The following is a 16,852-nucleotide window of genomic DNA, read 5'->3' on the forward strand; positions in this document are numbered from 1 at the left end:
GGGGCGCGCGATCCGGTTCAAAACTGTCAGAAATGCAAGCGAAGAGTGAAATAGTGTCAAGGTCAGCCTCCTCCGTTGTTCCGTCCCGGTCCGGCCATTTTCTGGTGAAGATGATTACGGCGCTCGCAATCGCCACTGCGGCCTTCCTGGCCGAGTCGGTCACTGCCGAAGCCGAGGCTGCCAATCCGAAATATGCCGGCATCGTCGTCGACGCCAAGACCGGCAACGTCCTCTACAGCGAGAATGCCGATCGTCTTCAATATCCGGCATCGCTCACGAAGATGATGACGCTCTATATGACGTTCGAGGCGCTCGAACAGGGCCGCATCGCGCTCGATACCCGCGTCCCCTTCTCCCCGCATGCGTCGGCCCAGGCCCCGACCAAGCTCGGCGTTCGCGCCGGCGGCTCGATCACCGTCGAGCAGGGCATTCTCGGCCTCGTGACGCTCTCCGCCAACGATGCGGCAACCGCGCTCGGCGAGCTTCTCGGCGGCGGCAGTGAAGACCGCTTCGCCCAGATGATGACCGCAAAGGCTCATGCGCTCGGCATGACGCGCACTACCTATCGCAACGCCAACGGCCTGCCGAATACTGCGCAGATGACGACGGCCCGCGACCAGGCCCGCCTCGGCATCGCGCTTCGCCAGCACTTCCCGCAATATTACGGCTATTTCGCCACGCAGAGCTTCAAGTTCGGTACCCGCACCATCCGCAGCCACAACCGCCTTATCGGCTCTGTCCGCGGCGTCGATGGCATCAAGACCGGCTATACCCGCGCTGCAGGCTTCAATCTCGTCAGCTCCGTGCAGGACGAAGGCCGCTCGATCGTCGGCGTCGTCATGGGTGGTGCTTCGACCCCTGCCCGCGACAACCAGATGCGCAAGCTGATCGCTGCCTACCTGCCGAAGGCCTCGACTCGTGGCGGATCCAAGCTGATCGCCGAGCCGGCTCCGACCCGCGCTCCTGAGATCCCGGTCGCAGCAGCCTCCGAGATTGATCTGCCGCACACCGCTCCGGAACCGGCCGCCCGTTACGAAGTCGCCGCCGCGCAGACCGCCTACACCGATACACCTGCCGTAAAGTCCGAGAACCCGCTGGTCGCAGCACAGCCGGCAGAGATGCCGCAGCCGACCAAGGTCAAGACCGTCGCGATCAAGGGCAATGTCGCGGTTCCGACGCCTGCTCCCGCCTATATGCCGGAACAGCCTGAAGAGAATTCCGTTGATCAGCTGACGACCGCTTCGGTTCCCGCTGCCAAGGCCGCTGCAACGCCTGCTGCCGTCACCGAGAAGGGTCCGGCTGGCTGGGTTGTCCAGATCGGCGTTTCCTCCAGCAAGGATGCCGCGATGGACCTTCTGGAAAATGCCAAGACCAAGGGCGGCAAGGCTCTGCGTTCGGCCAAGCCCTTCGCCGTCGCCTATGCCAATGACGGCGAACAGATTTACCGCGCCCGATTCGGTGGTTTCGACGACCAGCGTGACGCGGTCAATGCCTGCAAGGCGCTGAAGCGCGCAGGCGTCAAATGCTGGGCTGCTGCCCAATGATCTCTTCGGTGCCGGCAGTTCTGTTTCTGACGGCACCGTTCACGGCAGGGCCAGTGTGTGCGGCTCCCGCCGAAATTCGTGACCTCGATTGTTAGTGCGTACGGGGAATATTATGGCGATCAATGGAAATGTACCGGGCTTTCCGCCCGAAGCACGCGCAGCAGGAAAGCCTGCCCGCACCGGCCTGCATCCGCTTCACGAGGCCGCTCTGCGCCTCGCCGAAATCGGCCTGCAGAAGCCGCGCGCCAAGTCTGCCAAGACCAAGGATCTGATCAATCTGCTGCTCTGCCATGGCGCGCGCGCCTGGCGCTATTCGCAGCCGGAAGCCCGCATCCATTTGCATGTGACATGCCCGGGCGGCAAATCGCCTGTGATGCTGCGCCTGCGCTGACCGCTTAAAGCAGTCCAAGCTCCGAAAGCTCGCGGCGCAAGTCCGCGGGCATCTCTGCGACACCGGCGCCAAGGCTCATCATGTCGCGCGGGATATCCTCTTCCGGATAGTAACGCCATCCCTGGAAGGCCCGCTTCGGCTGAACGGCGGTTTCGATCACCTCCGGGCCGAGAACGAGATGGCAGCGGCCGATCCCCTCGCCATCCGTGAATGTCTCGATCCCCAGCAGCTTCTGCCGCGCCTGAACCTGACCCTTGATCACCCAATAGAGCGAGCCGCCGTCGAGCAGTTCATCGACGCGCTTCGGGACCATGCGGGTGGTGTGGACGGAATGCGGTTCGAGGCCCGCGGCGATCGCCCGGAGCGAACGCTCGGCGACCCATTCGCGCAGATCCTCGATCGAGTCTGCGCCGACGCATAATTTGATGAGATGCAATGCCATGCTGGTGTTGAAATCCTTTTGACCGGCAGCGTCAAGCGCTACCGGCCGCAAGTCCACAAACTCAGCATTCCACGACGTTGACGGCCAAACCTCCGGTGGAGGTTTCCTTGTACTTCTCGCTCATGTCGTATCCGGTCTGGCGCATTGTCTCGATGCAGGCATCGAGCGGCACGAAATGCTGGCCGTCACCCTTGATCGCCAGCGACGCCGCCGTGACCGCCTTGACGGCGCCGAGCGCGTTGCGCTCGATGCAGGGAACCTGCACGAGACCGGCGACTGGATCGCAGGTCATGCCGAGGTGGTGTTCTAGCGCGATTTCAGCAGCATTCTCGATCTGGGCGGGCGTCGCCCCCATGACCGCGGCAAGCCCCGCAGCCGCCATCGCAGCCGCCGAACCCACCTCGCCCTGACAGCCGACTTCGGCGCCGGAGATCGAGGCATTGTGCTTGATGATGCCGCCGACGGCGGCCGCCGTCAGCAGATAGTCGCGGATGCCGTTCTGGTCCCAGTCGTCATGGAAATGCTCGTAGTAGCGGATCGTCGCCGGGATGACACCGGCTGCACCATTGGTCGGCGCGGTCACGACGCGGCCACCGGCGGCATTCTCTTCGTTGACGGCCATCGCATAGACGCTCAGCCAGTCGTTGGCGAGCAGCGGATTGATACGGTTGCTGCGCCACTCCTCCTGCAGCTTGTCATGGATCTGCCGTGCACGGCGGCGAACCTTCAGGCCGCCCGGCATGATACCGTCGACCTTCAGCCCGCGCTCGATGCAGGAGCGCATTGCTTCCCAGATCTTGTCGAGACCGGCGTCGAGCTCTTCGCGGCTGCGCTGGCTTTCCTCGTTGGCACGCTTCATCTGCGCGATGGTAAGGCCGGAGCGATCCGCCATCTCGAGCATCTGCGCTGCCGTCGCGAAGGGATAGGGAACCTTGGTGGCACCGGCGACCGCCTTCTTCTTCGCGCGCATCTGCTCGAGCTCGGTATCGGTGACGACGAAGCCGCCGCCGACCGAATAGTAGATCCGCTTCAGCAGCAGGCGCTCGTCCTTGTCGAAAGCTGAGAAGATCATGCCGTTGGCATGACCGGGCAGCGTCTGCTTCTTGTCGAAGACCAGGTCGTTCTTCGGCAGGAAGAAATAGGCGGGATGGCCGGGCGGCGTGATGCGGCCGGAGCGCTCCACCTGGTCGATGATACCATCCATCTTGTCGGGATCGACGCTATCGGGCGCCTCGCCCGTCAGGCCGAGGATAACCGCCCTGCCCGTTCCGTGGCCGATACCGGTATAGGCGAGCGAGCCGTGCAGGCTGGCCTTGATCGAAGCAACCTGCGCGCCCGACGACGGCCGCGGCCATTCGTTCGACAGGATGAGATCGAGGAAGCGGTTGGCCGCCGACATCGGCCCCATCGTGTGCGAGCTCGAAGGCCCGACGCCGATCTTGAATACATCGAATACCGAAAGGAACATGCCTGCTTCCCAATAATGAAATTCTGCCGAGACTAACCCCGGTCACGATCTGCCGCATGCGGCGGACCGACATCGCGTTTGACCGGCGCGACACCACCGATCACATGGATTTAATGCCTGCGGCCCGCTTGCGAAAGCCCGTCCATGCGGAAATCGCCGCCAAGCAACCGTTGTGGCGATTGCAGCACCCTGAAGCATCTGTAGAGTGGCGCCGCAGATCAGGGACTGAATCACCGATGCTCACCACCGCCGACTACATCTCGCTCGCCTTCTTTGCCGTCTCTTGGCTCGGCTATTCCTGGCTGCTGCGCGGCCGCACCTTCTTCGGCCGCACCAGCCTGACCCATGCGATGGGTGAGCGCCGCCGCGAGTGGATCTACAATTCGCTCCGTCGTGACCTCAAGATGATCGACACACAGATCATGGCCGGCCTGCAGAACGGCACCGCCTTCTTCGCCTCCACATCGATCTTCGCGATCGGCAGCTGCTTCGCGCTTCTCGGAGCGACGGACAAGGTCAGCGCCATCTTTGCCGATCTGCCCTATGTCTTCGGCGGCAGCCATGCGAGCTTCGAGATCAAGGTCGGTGGCCTCGCCGCGCTCTTTGCCTATTCTTTCTTCAAGTTCGGCTGGTCCTACCGGCTCTTCAATTACTGCACCATCCTGTTCGGCTCGATCCCGATGATGCGCGACACGGAGGCCGACATCTATGCCGCCGAGCGCGCCGCCGAACGCGTCATCCGCATGAACATCATCGCCGGCAGCCACTTCAACGAAGGCCTCAGGGCAATCTTCCTGTCGATCGGCTATCTCGGCTGGTTCGTGAACCCTTACGTTTTCATGGCAACGACGGCGACCGTCGTCTTCGTCCTCACCCGTCGACAGTTCTTCTCCGAGGCGCGCCTGGCGATCCTGGATGGCGGCCCGCCATCAAATCTCCACCTTTCTCCTATTCCCCGCGATCCCAAGCCTGATGGCGATGGTGATTTGTCCGGGAGACTGTGAATGACTGTTTTGGCGACTGATAGCGGCGTGGTCGCGCGTCCTCCGCGTATTGGCCTGCTGGACACGGTGCGTGGCGCCGCGCTCATTGCCATGGCCACCTACCATTTCAGCTGGGACCTGGAGTTCATGGGCTACCTGACGCCCGGGACCGCGGAGACCGGCTGGCTGAAGCTCTACGCCCGCGCCATCGCCACGACTTTCCTGTTCATCGCCGGCATCAGCATGGCGCTGTCGAGCCAGGGTGGCATTCGCTGGCGTCCGTTCTGGAAGCGCTTCGCGATGATCGCTGGTGCTGCGCTGCTGATCTCGGTCGCAACACGCATCGCCATGCCCGGCGAATGGATCTTTTTCGGCATTCTCCACTGCATGGCGGCGATGACGCTGATCGGCGTCGTCTTCGTCCGCCTGCCGCTTCCGGTGACACTCGTTGTCACGGTCGCACTGGTCGGCGCCTGGATCGCCGACACTTTCGTCGCGCCAGGCATCCTCAGGTCCGCGATCTTCAATCATCCGCTACTCTGGTGGATCGGCCTGACCGACATGCCGCCGCGCTCAAACGACTATGTGCCGCTATTCCCCTGGGCCGCCGCCTATATGTCCGGCCTGTCGCTGTCTCTGATCGCACTGCGCACCGGCCTGCCGCAGAAGCTTGCCGCGATCGGCACCGGCAGCTCACTGCTTGCTCGCGCCGGCAAGCACAGCCTTGCCTTCTATCTGATCCATCAGCCGGTGCTGATCGCCATCGCTTACGGAATGACCTTCGTCATGCCGCCGGCGAAGCCCGATCTCGCCGAAATCCACATGCGCCAGTGCAATCCCGGCTGGTGCCAGGGCATGGACCCCAAGTCATGCCAGATTTATTGCGAATGCACGCTGACCGAAATGCAGGACCAGAAGCTGCTCGAGCCCTTCCACACGGGTGTCGTCAAGGCTGATGACGACCGCGTGCAGGCGATCGCCAATCAGTGCAGCATCAAGGCGCTTCCGCCAGAGCAGCAGTGATCCCTCAGGTGCCGACGCCGATTTCGGCCAGACGGCCGAGGCAGGCTTCCTCGATATTGTCTAGTTCCGTCAGGGTGTCGTCGATATCCTTGCGCTTCTGTCGCAGGTCTTCGCGCTTCTCGTCGACACGCTTCATCAACAGCTTCAGCTGCCCGAGCTCGCCCGGCGGCTCCTTGTAGACGGTGATGATTTCGCGGATCTCGGCGATCGTGAAACCGATACGCCTGCCGCGCAGGATTTCCTGGATGAGCCTGCGGTCTGCCGGGCGGAACAGACGCGTACGGCCACGGCGTTCCGGATGGATCAAACCTTCGTCTTCGTAGAAGCGAAGCGTCCGCGTCGAAACACCAAATTCGCGCGTCAGCTCCGTTATGCTATAGTATTTGTTCACAGGCATCGGATTCCCACTCTCTCCCGGCAATAATATTGACTTTTACGTAATAGTCAATTTGAGCGGGTTGGCGTGGTTAAATACCGAACCACCAGGTGGCAATACCGAGAAACGCGAAGAACCCCGTACAGTCGGTCACCGTCGTCACGAAGACCGACGATGCGATGGCCGGATCGGCACCGACCTTGTCCAGCAACAGCGGCAGCAGGATGCCGGCAAGCGCTGCCGCGATCAGGTTGATGATCATCGCCGCGCCGATCACCATGCCGAGCTGGTAGTCGTGGAACCAGGTTCCGGCAATCGCCCCCATGATCATGGCGAAGATGACGCCGTTCATGATGCCGACGCTCGCCTCCCTGCGGATGATGCGCCCGGCATTGTAGATATCGAGATCGCGGGTCGCGAGCGCCCGCACGGTGACCGTCATCGTCTGAGTCCCGGCATTGCCGCCCATAGAGGCGACGATTGGCATCAGCACCGCAAGCGCAATCATCTTCTCGATCGATCCGTCAAACAGCCCGATGACGCTCGCCGACAGCATCGCCGTGCCGAGATTGATCAGCAGCCATAAAAAGCGCGAGCGTACCGTCGAAATAACATTGTCCGACAGTTCTTCGTCACCGACACCGCCGAGGCGCTTGATGTCCTCATCGGCTTCTTCGTGAATGACGTCGACGACGTCATCGATGGTCAGCACGCCGACCAGCCGTTCGTTCTCGTCGACGACCGCGGCCGAGAGAAGGTCGTACTGCTCGAAAAGCTGCGCCGCCTCTTCCTGGTCCATCTCCGCGGGGATCGGATGATTCATCTCCCGCATGATCTGTTCGATCTTCGTCTGCCGCTTGGTGCGCAGGATCTTGTCGAGATCGACGGCGCCCAAGAGCTTGAAGGTCGGATCGATGACGAAGATCTGCGTGAAGGAGTAAGGTAGATCCTCCTCCTCGCGCATGTAGTCGATCGTCTGCCCGACGGTCCAGAACGGCGGCACGGCGACGAACTCCGTCTGCATGCGGCGGCCTGCCGAGCTTTCGGGATAGTCGAGCGCCCGGCGCAGGCGAACCCGCTCGGTAAACGGCAGTTGCGCCAGAATCTCTTCGCGGTCTTCCTGGTCGAGGTCTTCGAGAATGTAGACGGCATCATCCGAATCGAGGTCGCCGATCGCCGCGGCAATCTGCTCGTTCGGCATCTGATCGACGATTTCGCGGCGGATCGCCTCATCGACCTCCGTCAGCGCCGTCATGTCGAAGTCGTCGCCGAGCAGGCGCACCAGCGCCAGACGCTGTTCCGGCTGGATCGCCTCCAAGAGGTCGCCGATTTCCGATTCGTGCAGGCGCGCCACGTTCTGGCGCAGGAATATCGTATCACGATCGGCAATGGCGGCGCCGACAAGCGTCAGGAAGTCGCTGCGGACGTTGCCGTCCTCGTCATAGATATCGGCGTCTTCGTCGTCTGGACGCTTGCGGATGCGTTCGTCTTCTTCGCTTGCCGTCATCTGCGCCCTCGCATCCAATTTCATAACAGTTACGGCTTTCCTGCCGCGTTCGAGAATGGCGGCGGAAAAGGTATTGTCAACAAGCGGATAAACGAATCCCGGCCGCCCGGGCAGCGGCAGGAACTCAAGCCCCTGCTAACTGAAACGCCCTCTCCCGTCTAGCGTCAAAAACCCTCTCTGGAGATGACAATGCGCGGGCCGGAGGATAGTTTCCCGGCAATTGATCAGGAGCCTAAGCCCGCATGACGATCCGCCCCATCCTCCGCTATCCGCATCCCGGCCTGAAGACAGTCTGCACTCCCGTGACCGCCTTCGACGACGATCTGAAAACGCTCGCCGGCGACCTGCTGGAGACCATGCGGGCAGCCCCCGGCGTCGGCATCACGGCCGCTCATATCGGCGTCTTCAAGCGCCTGTTCGTTCTCGAACTCAGCAAGGCTGATGGCGTCAGAAACTACGTCAACCCCGAGATCATCTCCTCGTCGCCCACCCTGGTGCGCCAGACGGAAGGAAGCGTCTCGATGCCGGGCGCGACAGAGGATGTGGAGCGGCCCGCCTCCATCAGGCTCGGCTATCAGACCTTGTCTGGCGAGATGAAGGAAGAGGATGCGGACGGTTTCCTCGCGATCTGCATCCAGCACGAGATCGACTAGCTCGATGGCATCTTCTGGCTCCAGCGCCTGTCGAAGCTGAAGCGCGACCGGCTGATCCGCAAATGGGAGAAGGCCGGCCGGTAATTTCATAATCCGGCGCCGAACCATTCCGGTCTGCAGGCGTTGTTCGAGCATGAGCCTTCAAGGAGGAAGACCATGCCGAAGACCGACGACAAGAAGACGCTGTCGCGCGAAGACGATTACCGCGACTACGAGGAACGTAACCTCGACGATGGCTGGCCCTACTCCGATGCCTCAGGGGCATCGGATGGAAAGCCCGGAAACGGCGCCTATGGAGAGACAGCAGCCAATTTCGACCGCGACCGCAACAGCGGCTTCCGCATCGACGGGACCGACGAGGACGGCAACGAGAACCGGCTCAGGGACACGCTACGGGCCGACAGCATCAATCGTGACGACAGCGACGACCTTGAGGTGCGCGTCTTCGAAAACCTGGAGAACATCGAAGGCCTCGACCCCGACAGCATCGACATCCATGTCGACGGCCACACGGTGACGCTTGAAGGCTCGGTGGAGACGATCGGCATGGCGCGCAAGGTCGAACTCGGCGCCCTCGCGGTCGATGGCGTGCGCCACATTCGCAATCGCCTGGAAACGACAGGCGTCGACTCCCATATCCCGAATGAAGATTAGGTGGCTAAAATTGTAGCGCTTATTAATAATTCCAAGGGTTGTATTTATACTGGCGCCCGGCTTTGCGAAAGGCCGGGCAAAATGCTTTTGATAGCACACTAACGTTCGTCACGGATTGGTGAGAAAAGCCCACGATTTCGTGAATTACATGGACAATTCGTAACCCAATCCGCCTGCAACCTCCCGCAATTTCGCCCCAATTGGGGAGCGAACTCGTAGTTGCCGAGGGTTATCGTTTCGTTGTTGATTGCAACAACTGATTGAGGAGATATAACCATGAGCATCAAGCTCGCCGCAACCGCCTCCCTCTTCGCCATCAGCATGGCGTCGTCCGTCTTCGCCGCTCCGATGTATGATGACAGCTATGTCAAGCCGGTCCTGATCAGCCCGCCGAAGGCAGTGCACTACACGCAGCATGCAGCGCCCGCCTATTCCAGCGACTACACCAATGACAGCGATGGCTGGTACCAGTCGAAGATGCCGGCACCGAGCAAGATCAACTACAACAAGCTCGAAGCCAAACTGCAGGCTGAGCATCTTCCGCCTTGCCAGACGCCGGATGAGCTGAAGGGTCCGCAGACGAGGGCCGGTGACGGTGGCGCAACCCACACCGACGCTTGCCGCGACATGGGCGTTCACTGACCACTTGCTGATCTGAAAATGAGCCGGGGCCGCGTTTGCGGCCCTTCTCTTGTTTAAGGCCTTACCGTCAGAAACTCGACCGGCCCACCTGGCACTTCGTCATCGAACACCGCGCAAGCAAGCCTGCCGCCGAACACACAGGCGCCGTCGACATTGGTCCGGTTGCCCCAAATACGCGGATTGGAGGCCGAGGGGGTGTGGCCGTGCACCAGATGCTTGCCCCAATATTCCCCGGAGACGCCATCCGCAAAGCGGATCCACATCAGATCATGCGGCGTCTGCTCCTCGAGATAGCACCCCTCCCTCACCCCGGCGTGAACGAAAATGCGGTGCTGATCGGTATGAATGAAGGGCAGCGATTCCATCCAGCGCAGATGTTCGGGCGGCAGAGCGCCGCCATAAGACGCCAAGGTCTCCATCCCGCCATTTTCCAGCCACCACGATTCGGCATGCCGGCCGTCATGGGCGCCGGTCAGCATGTCCTCGTGATTGCCCTTCAGCGTGATCCACTGCCAGTCCGGTGAACTCGGTCCGGCGATTAGCCTCTCGATCACGGAGCGGCTATCCGGACCGCGATCGACATAATCCCCGAGAAACACGATCTTGCCTGCCGGAGCGTAAGCTTCCACCCGCTCGATCATCCGCATCATCGGATCGATGCAGCCATGTATGTCGCCGATTGCGAAGGTCAGGCTCAATGCTGCGGCTCCTTATCTGCCTTGAAAGCTAGAGCACGAAGCGGCCGTATCGATAGCCGGCCGCCGGAACGGTCTTGAGATACGAGATAAAGAAAACAACGTAATGAACTGTAGAAAAACAAAAAACCCGGCCTAAGCCGGGTTCTTGGTGCGGTCGAGAAGACTCGAACTTCCACGGGTTGCCCCACAGCGACCTCAACGCTGCGCGTCTACCAATTCCGCCACGACCGCATCGTGGTAGGGCCGATTTGCGTCGGCGAGGCAGCATGTAGCAAAAGCATTTTGGGCGCACAAGAGCGATATGACAGTTTTTTTCAAAACAAATCACAGCATTTGAATTGGGCATCAAACGGGGCCATATAGCGCTCTGCCGCTTCCCCTGTGCGGCAAGGGAAAAGTCCATGCTGCGCACCGATTTGCAATTCTCCATGTTTCCTCGCGAAGGCAATAATCCCGTCCGCTGGCGGATCGCCGATAGCCTGGTGCCCTATGAGCAGGCTGTGGAAACAATGGAACGAGAGGTCGCGGCGATTGCCGATGGCGGCGACGAACTCGTCTGGCTCGTCGAACATCCACCGCTTTATACGGCCGGCACCAGCGCCGATGCCAAGGATCTGGTGCAGCCGGACCGATTCCCTGTCTTCGCCACCGGCCGCGGCGGCGAATATACCTATCACGGACCCGGCCAGCGCGTTGCCTATGTGATGCTCGACCTCAAGCGGCGCCGCCAGGACGTCCGCGCTTTCGTTGCCGCCCTCGAAGACGTCGTCATCCGCACGCTCGATTCGATGAATGTCCGCGGCGAACGGCGCGAGGACCGGGTTGGCGTCTGGGTGCGCCGTCCCGAAAAGCCGCTGCTGCCGGATGGTTCGGTCAGCGAAGACAAGATCGCCGCCCTCGGCATCCGCCTGCGCCGCTGGGTCACCTTCCATGGGCTCTCTCTGAACGTCGAGCCGGACCTCGATCATTTCACCGGCATCGTTCCCTGCGGCATCTCTGCCTATGGCGTCACCAGCCTCGTCGATCTCGGCCTGCCGGTGATGATGGCCGATGTCGACATGCGCCTGCGCGAATCCTTCGAAGCCGTCTTCGGAGAGACCGTCAACGAGGCTTGAGGCGCGCCTTGCCTGCGGGCCGGTCCTGTGGTTGATGGTCATGTTTCCGGAAGCCGAGCATGTCCCAGCCACAATCCCAGCAGAATCCCCTCCAGGGCATGGCCATCATGGCCGGTGCCATGATCGTCCTTCCCGCCATGGATGCGATCGCCAAATATATGGCGACCTTCGAATCGATGTCGCCGGGCCAGGTGACCTTCTACCGGTTCTTCTTCCAGCTGGTCTGCACGCTGCCGCTGCTGTTCGTGCTCTTCCGCTGGAAGGCGCTGCACGCCAAGCGCCCCTGGATGAACCTGTTGCGCGGTGTCCTCCATGGCGCGGCAAGCCTGCTGTTCTTCGTCGCCGTCAAATACATGCCGCTCGCCGATGTCTTCGCCATCTATTTCGTCGAGCCCTTCATGCTGACGGCGATGTCGGCGCTCTTCCTAGGAGACAAGGTCGGCTGGCGGCGCTGGACGGCGATCGTTGTCGGCTTCGGCGGCGCCATGATCGTCATCCAGCCGAGCTACGAAATCTTCGGTCTCAAGGCGCTGCTCCCGGTCTTCTGCGCTTTCCTCTATTCGCTCTACCTGTTCCTCAACCGCGCGATCGGCGAAGCCGATTCGCCGCTGACGATGCAGACCATGGCCGGAATCGGTGGAACGCTGTTCATGGCCGTTGCGCTCTTCGGCGGAAATGCCGTCGGTATCGCGGATTTCGAGATCTCCCTGCCCTCGTCTCTCCTCGGTCTGGTGCTGCTGCTGATTCTCGGCTCGCTCTCCGGCTATGCGCATTTGCTCGTCGTTCGGGCTTTTCGCCTGGCGCCGCTCTCGCTGCTTGCCCCATTTCAGTACTTCGAGATCATCTCGGCCACGGTTCTCGGCTACGCGCTGTTCAATGATTTCCCCACTGTTTCCAAGTGGATAGGAATCGCCGTCATCGTCGCGTCCGGGCTTTTCATCATCTGGCGCGAACGGCTGCAGTCGAAGTCCGTCAATTCGGCCTGAATGAAACGGCAATTCGTTAACTGTCGTTGTTGAGGGATCTTCAATCCGCGCGCGATAGAAGCGTCTCCGGCCTCATGATGAGGTTCTGGAGATAAAAAATGAGCGAATTCCGACTCGCTTTCCCGGCATGCGTCATCGCCGGAAAGCACCGGTTGGCCGCCGACGACATCGGCCTTCTGCGCAAGCATAGCTTCCCGGACGGCGTCCGGACCGCCGACGACGTGGTCGTCATGCTCGCACTCAACAATTCCTGCCCCGAAAAATGCCCGGAATGGAACGCTTTCTTCGTCGAAAGCCTCGCCGGTTTCATCGTCAATTACAGCTATCCGCAGGGATCGCTCGACGAGATCAACGCCGCCTGGATCATGCGCATGTTCGCGACCGATGGCGTCGTGAACTCGGCGCTCGAGCTGGAGCTGGTGCTGCACATCATGGAAATCTCGTCCTATGTGCCGGATGAGCTGCGCGCCTTCGCCCTCGACCAGCTCCGCCTTGCGATCACCGACAATGTCGGCGGCTACAAGCTGACGCGCGCCGTCGAGCGCAAGGGAATCACCCGCCAGGACGTCGATTACGTCATGCGCGTGCTGCGCAATGTCTGCGAAGGCGGCGTCATCCCCGTTTCGCCGGTTACCCACGGCGTCCTTCGCCGCATCGAGATGGAAACACTTCCCGCCGCCAACCATCCCCGATGGACCGAAATCATGCGGGCGCTCGAGCTACGCGATTATCACCAGCCGCGCACCAGCCGCTGGCTGAGGATCGTCGACGACGAGCAGGCCGTGGCCTGATCCCTGCGCCGTAAAGCTGAATAGCTGCAAGGCTTTCGTACGATTGTGCGTCCTGAAGTTTCTGCGTAGAACTTCAGGACGCATTTCTCGGGTGGAGTCTTCATGTTCAAGAAAATCCTGATCGCGAATCGCGGCGAAATCGCTTGCCGCGTGATCAAGACTGCGCGGCGCATGGGTATTTTGACCGTCGCGGTCTATTCCGACGCGGATCGGGACGCGCTGCATGTCGAAATGGCCGATGAGGCCGTTCATATCGGCGCAGCGCCTGCTGCAGACAGCTATCTCGTCGCCGAGAAAATCATTGCAGCCTGCAAGGAAACAGGCGCCGAAGCCGTCCACCCCGGCTACGGCTTCCTCTCCGAGCGCGCCTCTTTCTGCGAGGCGCTGGAGAAGGAAGGTATCGTCTTTATCGGACCGAAGCCCAAGGCGATCCTTGCAATGGGCGACAAGATCGAATCGAAGAAATTCGCCAACGCCGCCAAGGTCTCGACCGTGCCGGGCTATCTCGGTGTCATCGAGGACGTGGCGCAGGCGGAAAAGATCGCCGGCGAGATCGGCTATCCGGTCATGATCAAGGCCTCGGCCGGCGGTGGTGGCAAGGGCATGCGTATCGCCTGGAACGAGGCGGAAGTGCGCGACGGCTTCGATCGCGCCCGTTCGGAGGCGAAGAGCTCCTTCGGCGACGACCGCGTCTTCATCGAGAAATATGTCGTCGATCCCCGTCATATCGAGATTCAGGTGCTTGCTGACGGGCATGGCAATGCGGTCTATCTCGGCGAGCGCGAATGCTCGATCCAGCGCCGGAACCAGAAGGTTGCCGAAGAGGCGCCCTCGCCCTTTCTCGACGAGAAGACCCGCAAGGCGATGGGCGAGCAGTCCATCGCGCTTGCCAAGGCCGTCGACTATCAAAGCGCCGGCACAGTCGAGTTCATCGTTGATCGCGACCGCAATTTCTATTTCCTGGAAATGAACACCCGCCTGCAGGTCGAGCATCCCGTGACCGAACTCGTCACCGGCATCGATCTCGTCGAGCAGATGATCCGCGTTGCGGCCGGAGAGAAGCTGCCCTTCGCGCAGAAGGACATCAAGCTGAACGGCTGGGCGATCGAAAGCCGCCTCTACGCCGAAGACCCCTACCGCAACTTCCTGCCGTCGATCGGTCGCCTGACCCGCTACCGCCCGCCCGCTGAGGGCAGGCATGGCGATATCATCGTCCGCAACGACACCGGCGTTTATGAAGGCGCCGAAATCTCGATGTATTACGATCCGATGATCGCCAAGCTCTGCACCTGGGCGCCGGACCGGCTGACCGCAATAGATGCGATGGCCGAGGCGCTCGATGCCTTCGTGGTCGACGGGATCGAACACAATGTTCCGTTCCTCTCGGCTCTGATGAAACATCCCCGTTGGCGCGAAGGTCGGCTTTCGACGGGTTTCATCGCCGAGGAATATCCCGATGGTTTCGCACCGGTAGAACCCGATGCGTCGCAGAAGGCCGCGCTGGCGGCAATCGCCCTCTCGGCCTCGCTGATCGAGACCAACCGCCGCGAACGCCATGGCGACCGCCTCCGTGCAGCGACGGGCGATCTGCGCAGCGACTGGGTGGTGAAGGTCGGTGGCGACTACGTCGCTGCGAGCCTCCTCGAAGGCCATGTCACCATCCCCTTCGAGATGGGAATGAAGGCCGATGGCCGCGAGCTGCACGTTGTCACCAATTGGAGACCTGGCGAGCCAGTCTGGTCCGGCACCATCGATGGCGTCAAGGTCATCGCCCAGATCCGGCCTGTTCTGAACGGTCTGCGCATCGACTGGCAGGGTCTCTCCGTTCGCGCCAAGGTCTTCACGCCGCGCCATGCCGAGCTCGACCGCCTGATGCCGGTCAAGCTCCCGCCGGATACGTCGAAACTCCTGCTCTGCCCGATGCCCGGTCTCGTCGTGTCGATTGCGGTTGCCGAGGGCCAGGAGGTCAAGGCCGGTGAGACGCTTGCCGTCGTCGAGGCCATGAAGATGGAAAACGTGCTGCGCGCCGAGCGCGACCTCGTTGTCGGCAAAGTGAAGGCAAAGCCGGGCGAAAGCCTCGCCGTCGATGCCGTCATCATGGAGTTCGCCTGACCCGTTCCGGCACAGCGGCGAGATACTCACCCATCGGTGACAAGGGCATTTGTTAATGCGGCTCGCGCTATGATGAGCCGTTTTCGCCCTGTGGCTGGGGCCGGAGTCCTCTATGTCGGCGCTTCAATCGGCGGCCATCCTGCTGTTCATCAATCTCGGTCTGCTCTGGCTTCTGATGCGCATTCCGCTCGGTCTGCGCACGATCAGCGTGACCAGAGCCTTCCGCTGTCCGCCCGAAACCCTCTGGAAGGCGATCAATCCAGTAGGCGAATCTGCCGATTGGCATCATGCCGTCATCAGCAGCAGGGCCATCGCCCATCGGCCGGGTTTCGTCGAGCAGGTCTACAGCCATCTCGACCGCAATGGAGAGCCGCTGCGCCGTGTCCTGGCGCTCGATCCGCTTCCTGCCGGCGGCGCGCATGCCTTCCGGTCGCGGATCGCCGACGACAGCACGCTCGATCCGGCCTTCTGGCAGCATTACAGCGAAAGCCGCATCATCAGGTCCACGCCACAGGGCTCTGCGCTGGAGATAAGCCAGACCGACCACTATCGCGGCCTCGCCTTCCTCATCTTCCGCTATTTCGTGCTCCAGCGCGAAATCCGCTCCTTGCAGGGATGGCTGGAAACCGGCATTTCCAGGCCGCAAGGCCATTTCGAAAGGCCTCTGGTTCAAACCTTCCTGGCCGTGCTTTCCACTCTGCTGCTCTGGCCGTTCTTCGGGCTCACTGCCAGCGGCCTGATGATCTCGACCTTTCTGACCATGGTCATCGCCCTTCACGAGCTCGGCCACATGGCGGCCTACCGCGCCTTCGGGCACAGATCGGTGCGGATGATCTTCATCCCGCTGCTCGGCGGTATCGCGATTGGCGGGCGCCCCTACAAGACTCTTTTCGAGGTTGCCGCCTGCGCTCTGATGGGCGCAGGAATGTCGGCATTCGTCGTGCCGATCATCATCGCTGCCATCCAGGGCATCGGCCACGGCGTCGTGCCGGCTAGCGTCGGCCGGCCGCTGCTCGTCCTGCTGCTGATCCTCGGCGCCTTCAATCTTCTCAACCTGCTGCCGATGCACCGTTTCGACGGCGGTCAGGTGCTGCGCCAGATCTTCCGCACCCGGCACTCGCTGATCGTCGCCAGCTTCACCGTCACCGCCTGCATTGTCGGCGTCGGTTGGGCGATCGGCCTGTCGAACAATCTGCTGATCGCCGGGCTGGCCGTCTTCATCCTGATGAGCATGATCGGCTCCGGCTCGGTCAACCCGCGTCAGAAGCTTGATGAGATGAATGATGGTGAAAGGATGCTCGTTGCATTCGGCTTCTACGCGGCGATCGCCATGCACGGCTATGCCATTATTTTCGCGAGCGAAAAGCTTTTCTGACGTTGGTGGCAAACTGGCTGCCGCATCCCGGACAAAGTGTCTTTTGATCAAGCTTTTCGCTTGAGCGCCCCTCTGCCGCCGTGCGATTGTCC

Annotated in this window: 16 protein-coding genes, 1 tRNA gene and 1 pseudogene; 12 read left to right on the plus strand and 6 right to left on the minus strand. The window is 61.5% G+C overall.

Going from position 1 to position 16,852, the window contains the following annotated elements; translation table 11 throughout:
- Positions 1–32: 32 nt before the first annotated feature.
- Both ACEN84_RS18910 and ACEN84_RS18915 read left to right on the plus strand, forming a co-directional pair.
- A complete protein-coding gene (locus ACEN84_RS18910) occupies positions 33–1,544 on the plus strand; it encodes a serine hydrolase (protein WP_413709532.1) in 1,512 nt (503 codons plus the stop codon).
- 112 nt (positions 1,545–1,656) lie between these two features.
- Positions 1,657–1,935 carry a hypothetical protein gene (locus ACEN84_RS18915; protein ID WP_413709533.1) on the plus strand — a complete coding sequence of 93 codons (279 nt, stop codon included), beginning with the start codon at positions 1,657–1,659 and terminating at the stop codon, positions 1,933–1,935.
- Positions 1,936–1,939: 4 nt separating this feature from the next.
- Here ACEN84_RS18915 and ACEN84_RS18920 read toward each other — a convergent pair whose 3' ends face one another.
- Entirely contained in the window at positions 1,940–2,377 is a 438-nt protein-coding gene (locus ACEN84_RS18920; protein ID WP_112716862.1) for a DUF1489 family protein, read from the minus strand.
- A 61-nt stretch (positions 2,378–2,438) separates the two neighbouring features.
- The gene (locus ACEN84_RS18925) at positions 2,439–3,845 is read right to left on the minus strand and encodes an L-serine ammonia-lyase (RefSeq protein ID WP_413709534.1); all 1,407 of its coding nucleotides are present in this window, start codon (positions 3,843–3,845) and stop codon (positions 2,439–2,441) included.
- Between the two features lie 236 nt (positions 3,846–4,081).
- On the opposite strand from ACEN84_RS18925, the gene ACEN84_RS18930 reads away from it, so the two are divergent.
- Positions 4,082–4,849, plus strand: coding sequence for a DUF599 domain-containing protein (locus ACEN84_RS18930; RefSeq protein WP_413709535.1), 768 nt, complete (start codon positions 4,082–4,084; stop codon positions 4,847–4,849).
- Positions 4,850–5,851 carry a heparan-alpha-glucosaminide N-acetyltransferase gene (locus tag ACEN84_RS18935; protein WP_413709536.1) on the plus strand — a complete coding sequence of 334 codons (1,002 nt, stop codon included), beginning with the start codon at positions 4,850–4,852 and terminating at the stop codon, positions 5,849–5,851.
- Positions 5,852–5,855: 4 nt separating this feature from the next.
- Here the strand turns inward: ACEN84_RS18935 and ACEN84_RS18940 are convergent, their stop codons facing one another.
- Together ACEN84_RS18940 and mgtE are read right to left on the minus strand one after the other, a co-directional pair.
- Positions 5,856–6,248, minus strand: coding sequence for a MerR family transcriptional regulator (locus ACEN84_RS18940; protein WP_162708679.1), 393 nt, complete (start codon positions 6,246–6,248; stop codon positions 5,856–5,858).
- A gap of 70 nt (positions 6,249–6,318) precedes the next feature.
- Positions 6,319–7,734 carry a magnesium transporter gene (mgtE, locus tag ACEN84_RS18945; protein ID WP_199629604.1) on the minus strand — a complete coding sequence of 472 codons (1,416 nt, stop codon included), beginning with the start codon at positions 7,732–7,734 and terminating at the stop codon, positions 6,319–6,321.
- Between the two features lie 242 nt (positions 7,735–7,976).
- Between mgtE and ACEN84_RS18950 the strand changes: the two are divergent.
- From ACEN84_RS18950 to ACEN84_RS18960, 3 genes and pseudogenes are all read left to right on the plus strand, one after another.
- Positions 7,977–8,471 (plus strand): annotated as a pseudogene (locus ACEN84_RS18950) (peptide deformylase).
- Between the two features lie 72 nt (positions 8,472–8,543).
- Positions 8,544–9,041 (plus strand): BON domain-containing protein, encoded by a 498-nt coding sequence (locus tag ACEN84_RS18955; RefSeq protein ID WP_413709537.1) that lies wholly within the window; start codon positions 8,544–8,546, stop codon positions 9,039–9,041.
- Positions 9,042–9,317: 276 nt separating this feature from the next.
- On the plus strand, positions 9,318–9,683 hold the full coding sequence (locus tag ACEN84_RS18960) for a hypothetical protein (RefSeq protein ID WP_413709538.1): 366 nt from the start codon (positions 9,318–9,320) through the stop codon (positions 9,681–9,683).
- Between the two features lie 53 nt (positions 9,684–9,736).
- Here ACEN84_RS18960 and ACEN84_RS18965 read toward each other — a convergent pair whose 3' ends face one another.
- Positions 9,737–10,381, minus strand: a complete 645-nt coding sequence (locus tag ACEN84_RS18965) for a metallophosphoesterase family protein (protein ID WP_413709539.1) — start codon at positions 10,379–10,381, stop codon at positions 9,737–9,739.
- Positions 10,382–10,527: 146 nt separating this feature from the next.
- A tRNA-Leu gene (locus ACEN84_RS18970) sits at positions 10,528–10,612 on the minus strand.
- A gap of 170 nt (positions 10,613–10,782) precedes the next feature.
- Between ACEN84_RS18970 and lipB the strand changes: the two genes are divergently transcribed.
- The 5 genes from lipB (at position 10,783) to ACEN84_RS18995 (ending at position 16,760) form a co-directional block, all read left to right on the plus strand.
- The gene (gene lipB / locus ACEN84_RS18975) at positions 10,783–11,496 is read left to right on the plus strand and encodes a lipoyl(octanoyl) transferase LipB (RefSeq protein WP_413709540.1); all 714 of its coding nucleotides are present in this window, start codon (positions 10,783–10,785) and stop codon (positions 11,494–11,496) included.
- Positions 11,497–11,555: 59 nt separating this feature from the next.
- Positions 11,556–12,482, plus strand: coding sequence for a DMT family transporter (locus ACEN84_RS18980; RefSeq protein ID WP_130278270.1), 927 nt, complete (start codon positions 11,556–11,558; stop codon positions 12,480–12,482).
- Positions 12,483–12,580: 98 nt separating this feature from the next.
- A complete protein-coding gene (locus tag ACEN84_RS18985; RefSeq protein ID WP_413709541.1) occupies positions 12,581–13,273 on the plus strand; it encodes a hypothetical protein in 693 nt (230 codons plus the stop codon).
- A 102-nt stretch (positions 13,274–13,375) separates the two neighbouring features.
- The gene (locus tag ACEN84_RS18990; RefSeq protein WP_413709542.1) at positions 13,376–15,385 is read left to right on the plus strand and encodes an acetyl-CoA carboxylase biotin carboxylase subunit; all 2,010 of its coding nucleotides are present in this window, start codon (positions 13,376–13,378) and stop codon (positions 15,383–15,385) included.
- A gap of 112 nt (positions 15,386–15,497) precedes the next feature.
- Positions 15,498–16,760: a hypothetical protein gene (locus tag ACEN84_RS18995; RefSeq protein WP_413709543.1), complete on the plus strand. Its 1,263-nt coding sequence runs from the start codon at positions 15,498–15,500 to the stop codon at positions 16,758–16,760.
- The last annotated feature ends 92 nt before the right edge of the window (positions 16,761–16,852 follow it).

Origin of the sequence: Rhizobium sp. Rhizsp82, assembly GCF_047325115.1 — a bacterium.
Lineage (GTDB): Bacteria > Pseudomonadota > Alphaproteobacteria > Rhizobiales > Rhizobiaceae > Rhizobium.

Coding starts and splice junctions, on each gene's coding strand:
- ACEN84_RS18985 (WP_413709541.1), top strand. CDS start 12,581: ATGAGCGAATTCCGACTCGCTTTCCCGGCATGCGTCATCGCCGGAAAG.
- ACEN84_RS18910 (WP_413709532.1), top strand. CDS start 33: ATGCAAGCGAAGAGTGAAATAGTGTCAAGGTCAGCCTCCTCCGTTGTT.
- ACEN84_RS18920 (WP_112716862.1), bottom strand. CDS start 2,377: ATGGCATTGCATCTCATCAAATTATGCGTCGGCGCAGACTCGATCGAG.
- ACEN84_RS18980 (WP_130278270.1), top strand. CDS start 11,556: ATGTCCCAGCCACAATCCCAGCAGAATCCCCTCCAGGGCATGGCCATC.
- ACEN84_RS18990 (WP_413709542.1), top strand. CDS start 13,376: ATGTTCAAGAAAATCCTGATCGCGAATCGCGGCGAAATCGCTTGCCGC.
- ACEN84_RS18935 (WP_413709536.1), top strand. CDS start 4,850: ATGACTGTTTTGGCGACTGATAGCGGCGTGGTCGCGCGTCCTCCGCGT.
- ACEN84_RS18940 (WP_162708679.1), bottom strand. CDS start 6,248: ATGCCTGTGAACAAATACTATAGCATAACGGAGCTGACGCGCGAATTT.
- ACEN84_RS18930 (WP_413709535.1), top strand. CDS start 4,082: ATGCTCACCACCGCCGACTACATCTCGCTCGCCTTCTTTGCCGTCTCT.
- ACEN84_RS18995 (WP_413709543.1), top strand. CDS start 15,498: ATGTCGGCGCTTCAATCGGCGGCCATCCTGCTGTTCATCAATCTCGGT.
- ACEN84_RS18960 (WP_413709538.1), top strand. CDS start 9,318: ATGAGCATCAAGCTCGCCGCAACCGCCTCCCTCTTCGCCATCAGCATG.
- ACEN84_RS18955 (WP_413709537.1), top strand. CDS start 8,544: ATGCCGAAGACCGACGACAAGAAGACGCTGTCGCGCGAAGACGATTAC.
- lipB (WP_413709540.1), top strand. CDS start 10,783: ATGCTGCGCACCGATTTGCAATTCTCCATGTTTCCTCGCGAAGGCAAT.
- ACEN84_RS18925 (WP_413709534.1), bottom strand. CDS start 3,845: ATGTTCCTTTCGGTATTCGATGTATTCAAGATCGGCGTCGGGCCTTCG.
- mgtE (WP_199629604.1), bottom strand. CDS start 7,734: ATGACGGCAAGCGAAGAAGACGAACGCATCCGCAAGCGTCCAGACGAC.
- ACEN84_RS18915 (WP_413709533.1), top strand. CDS start 1,657: ATGGCGATCAATGGAAATGTACCGGGCTTTCCGCCCGAAGCACGCGCA.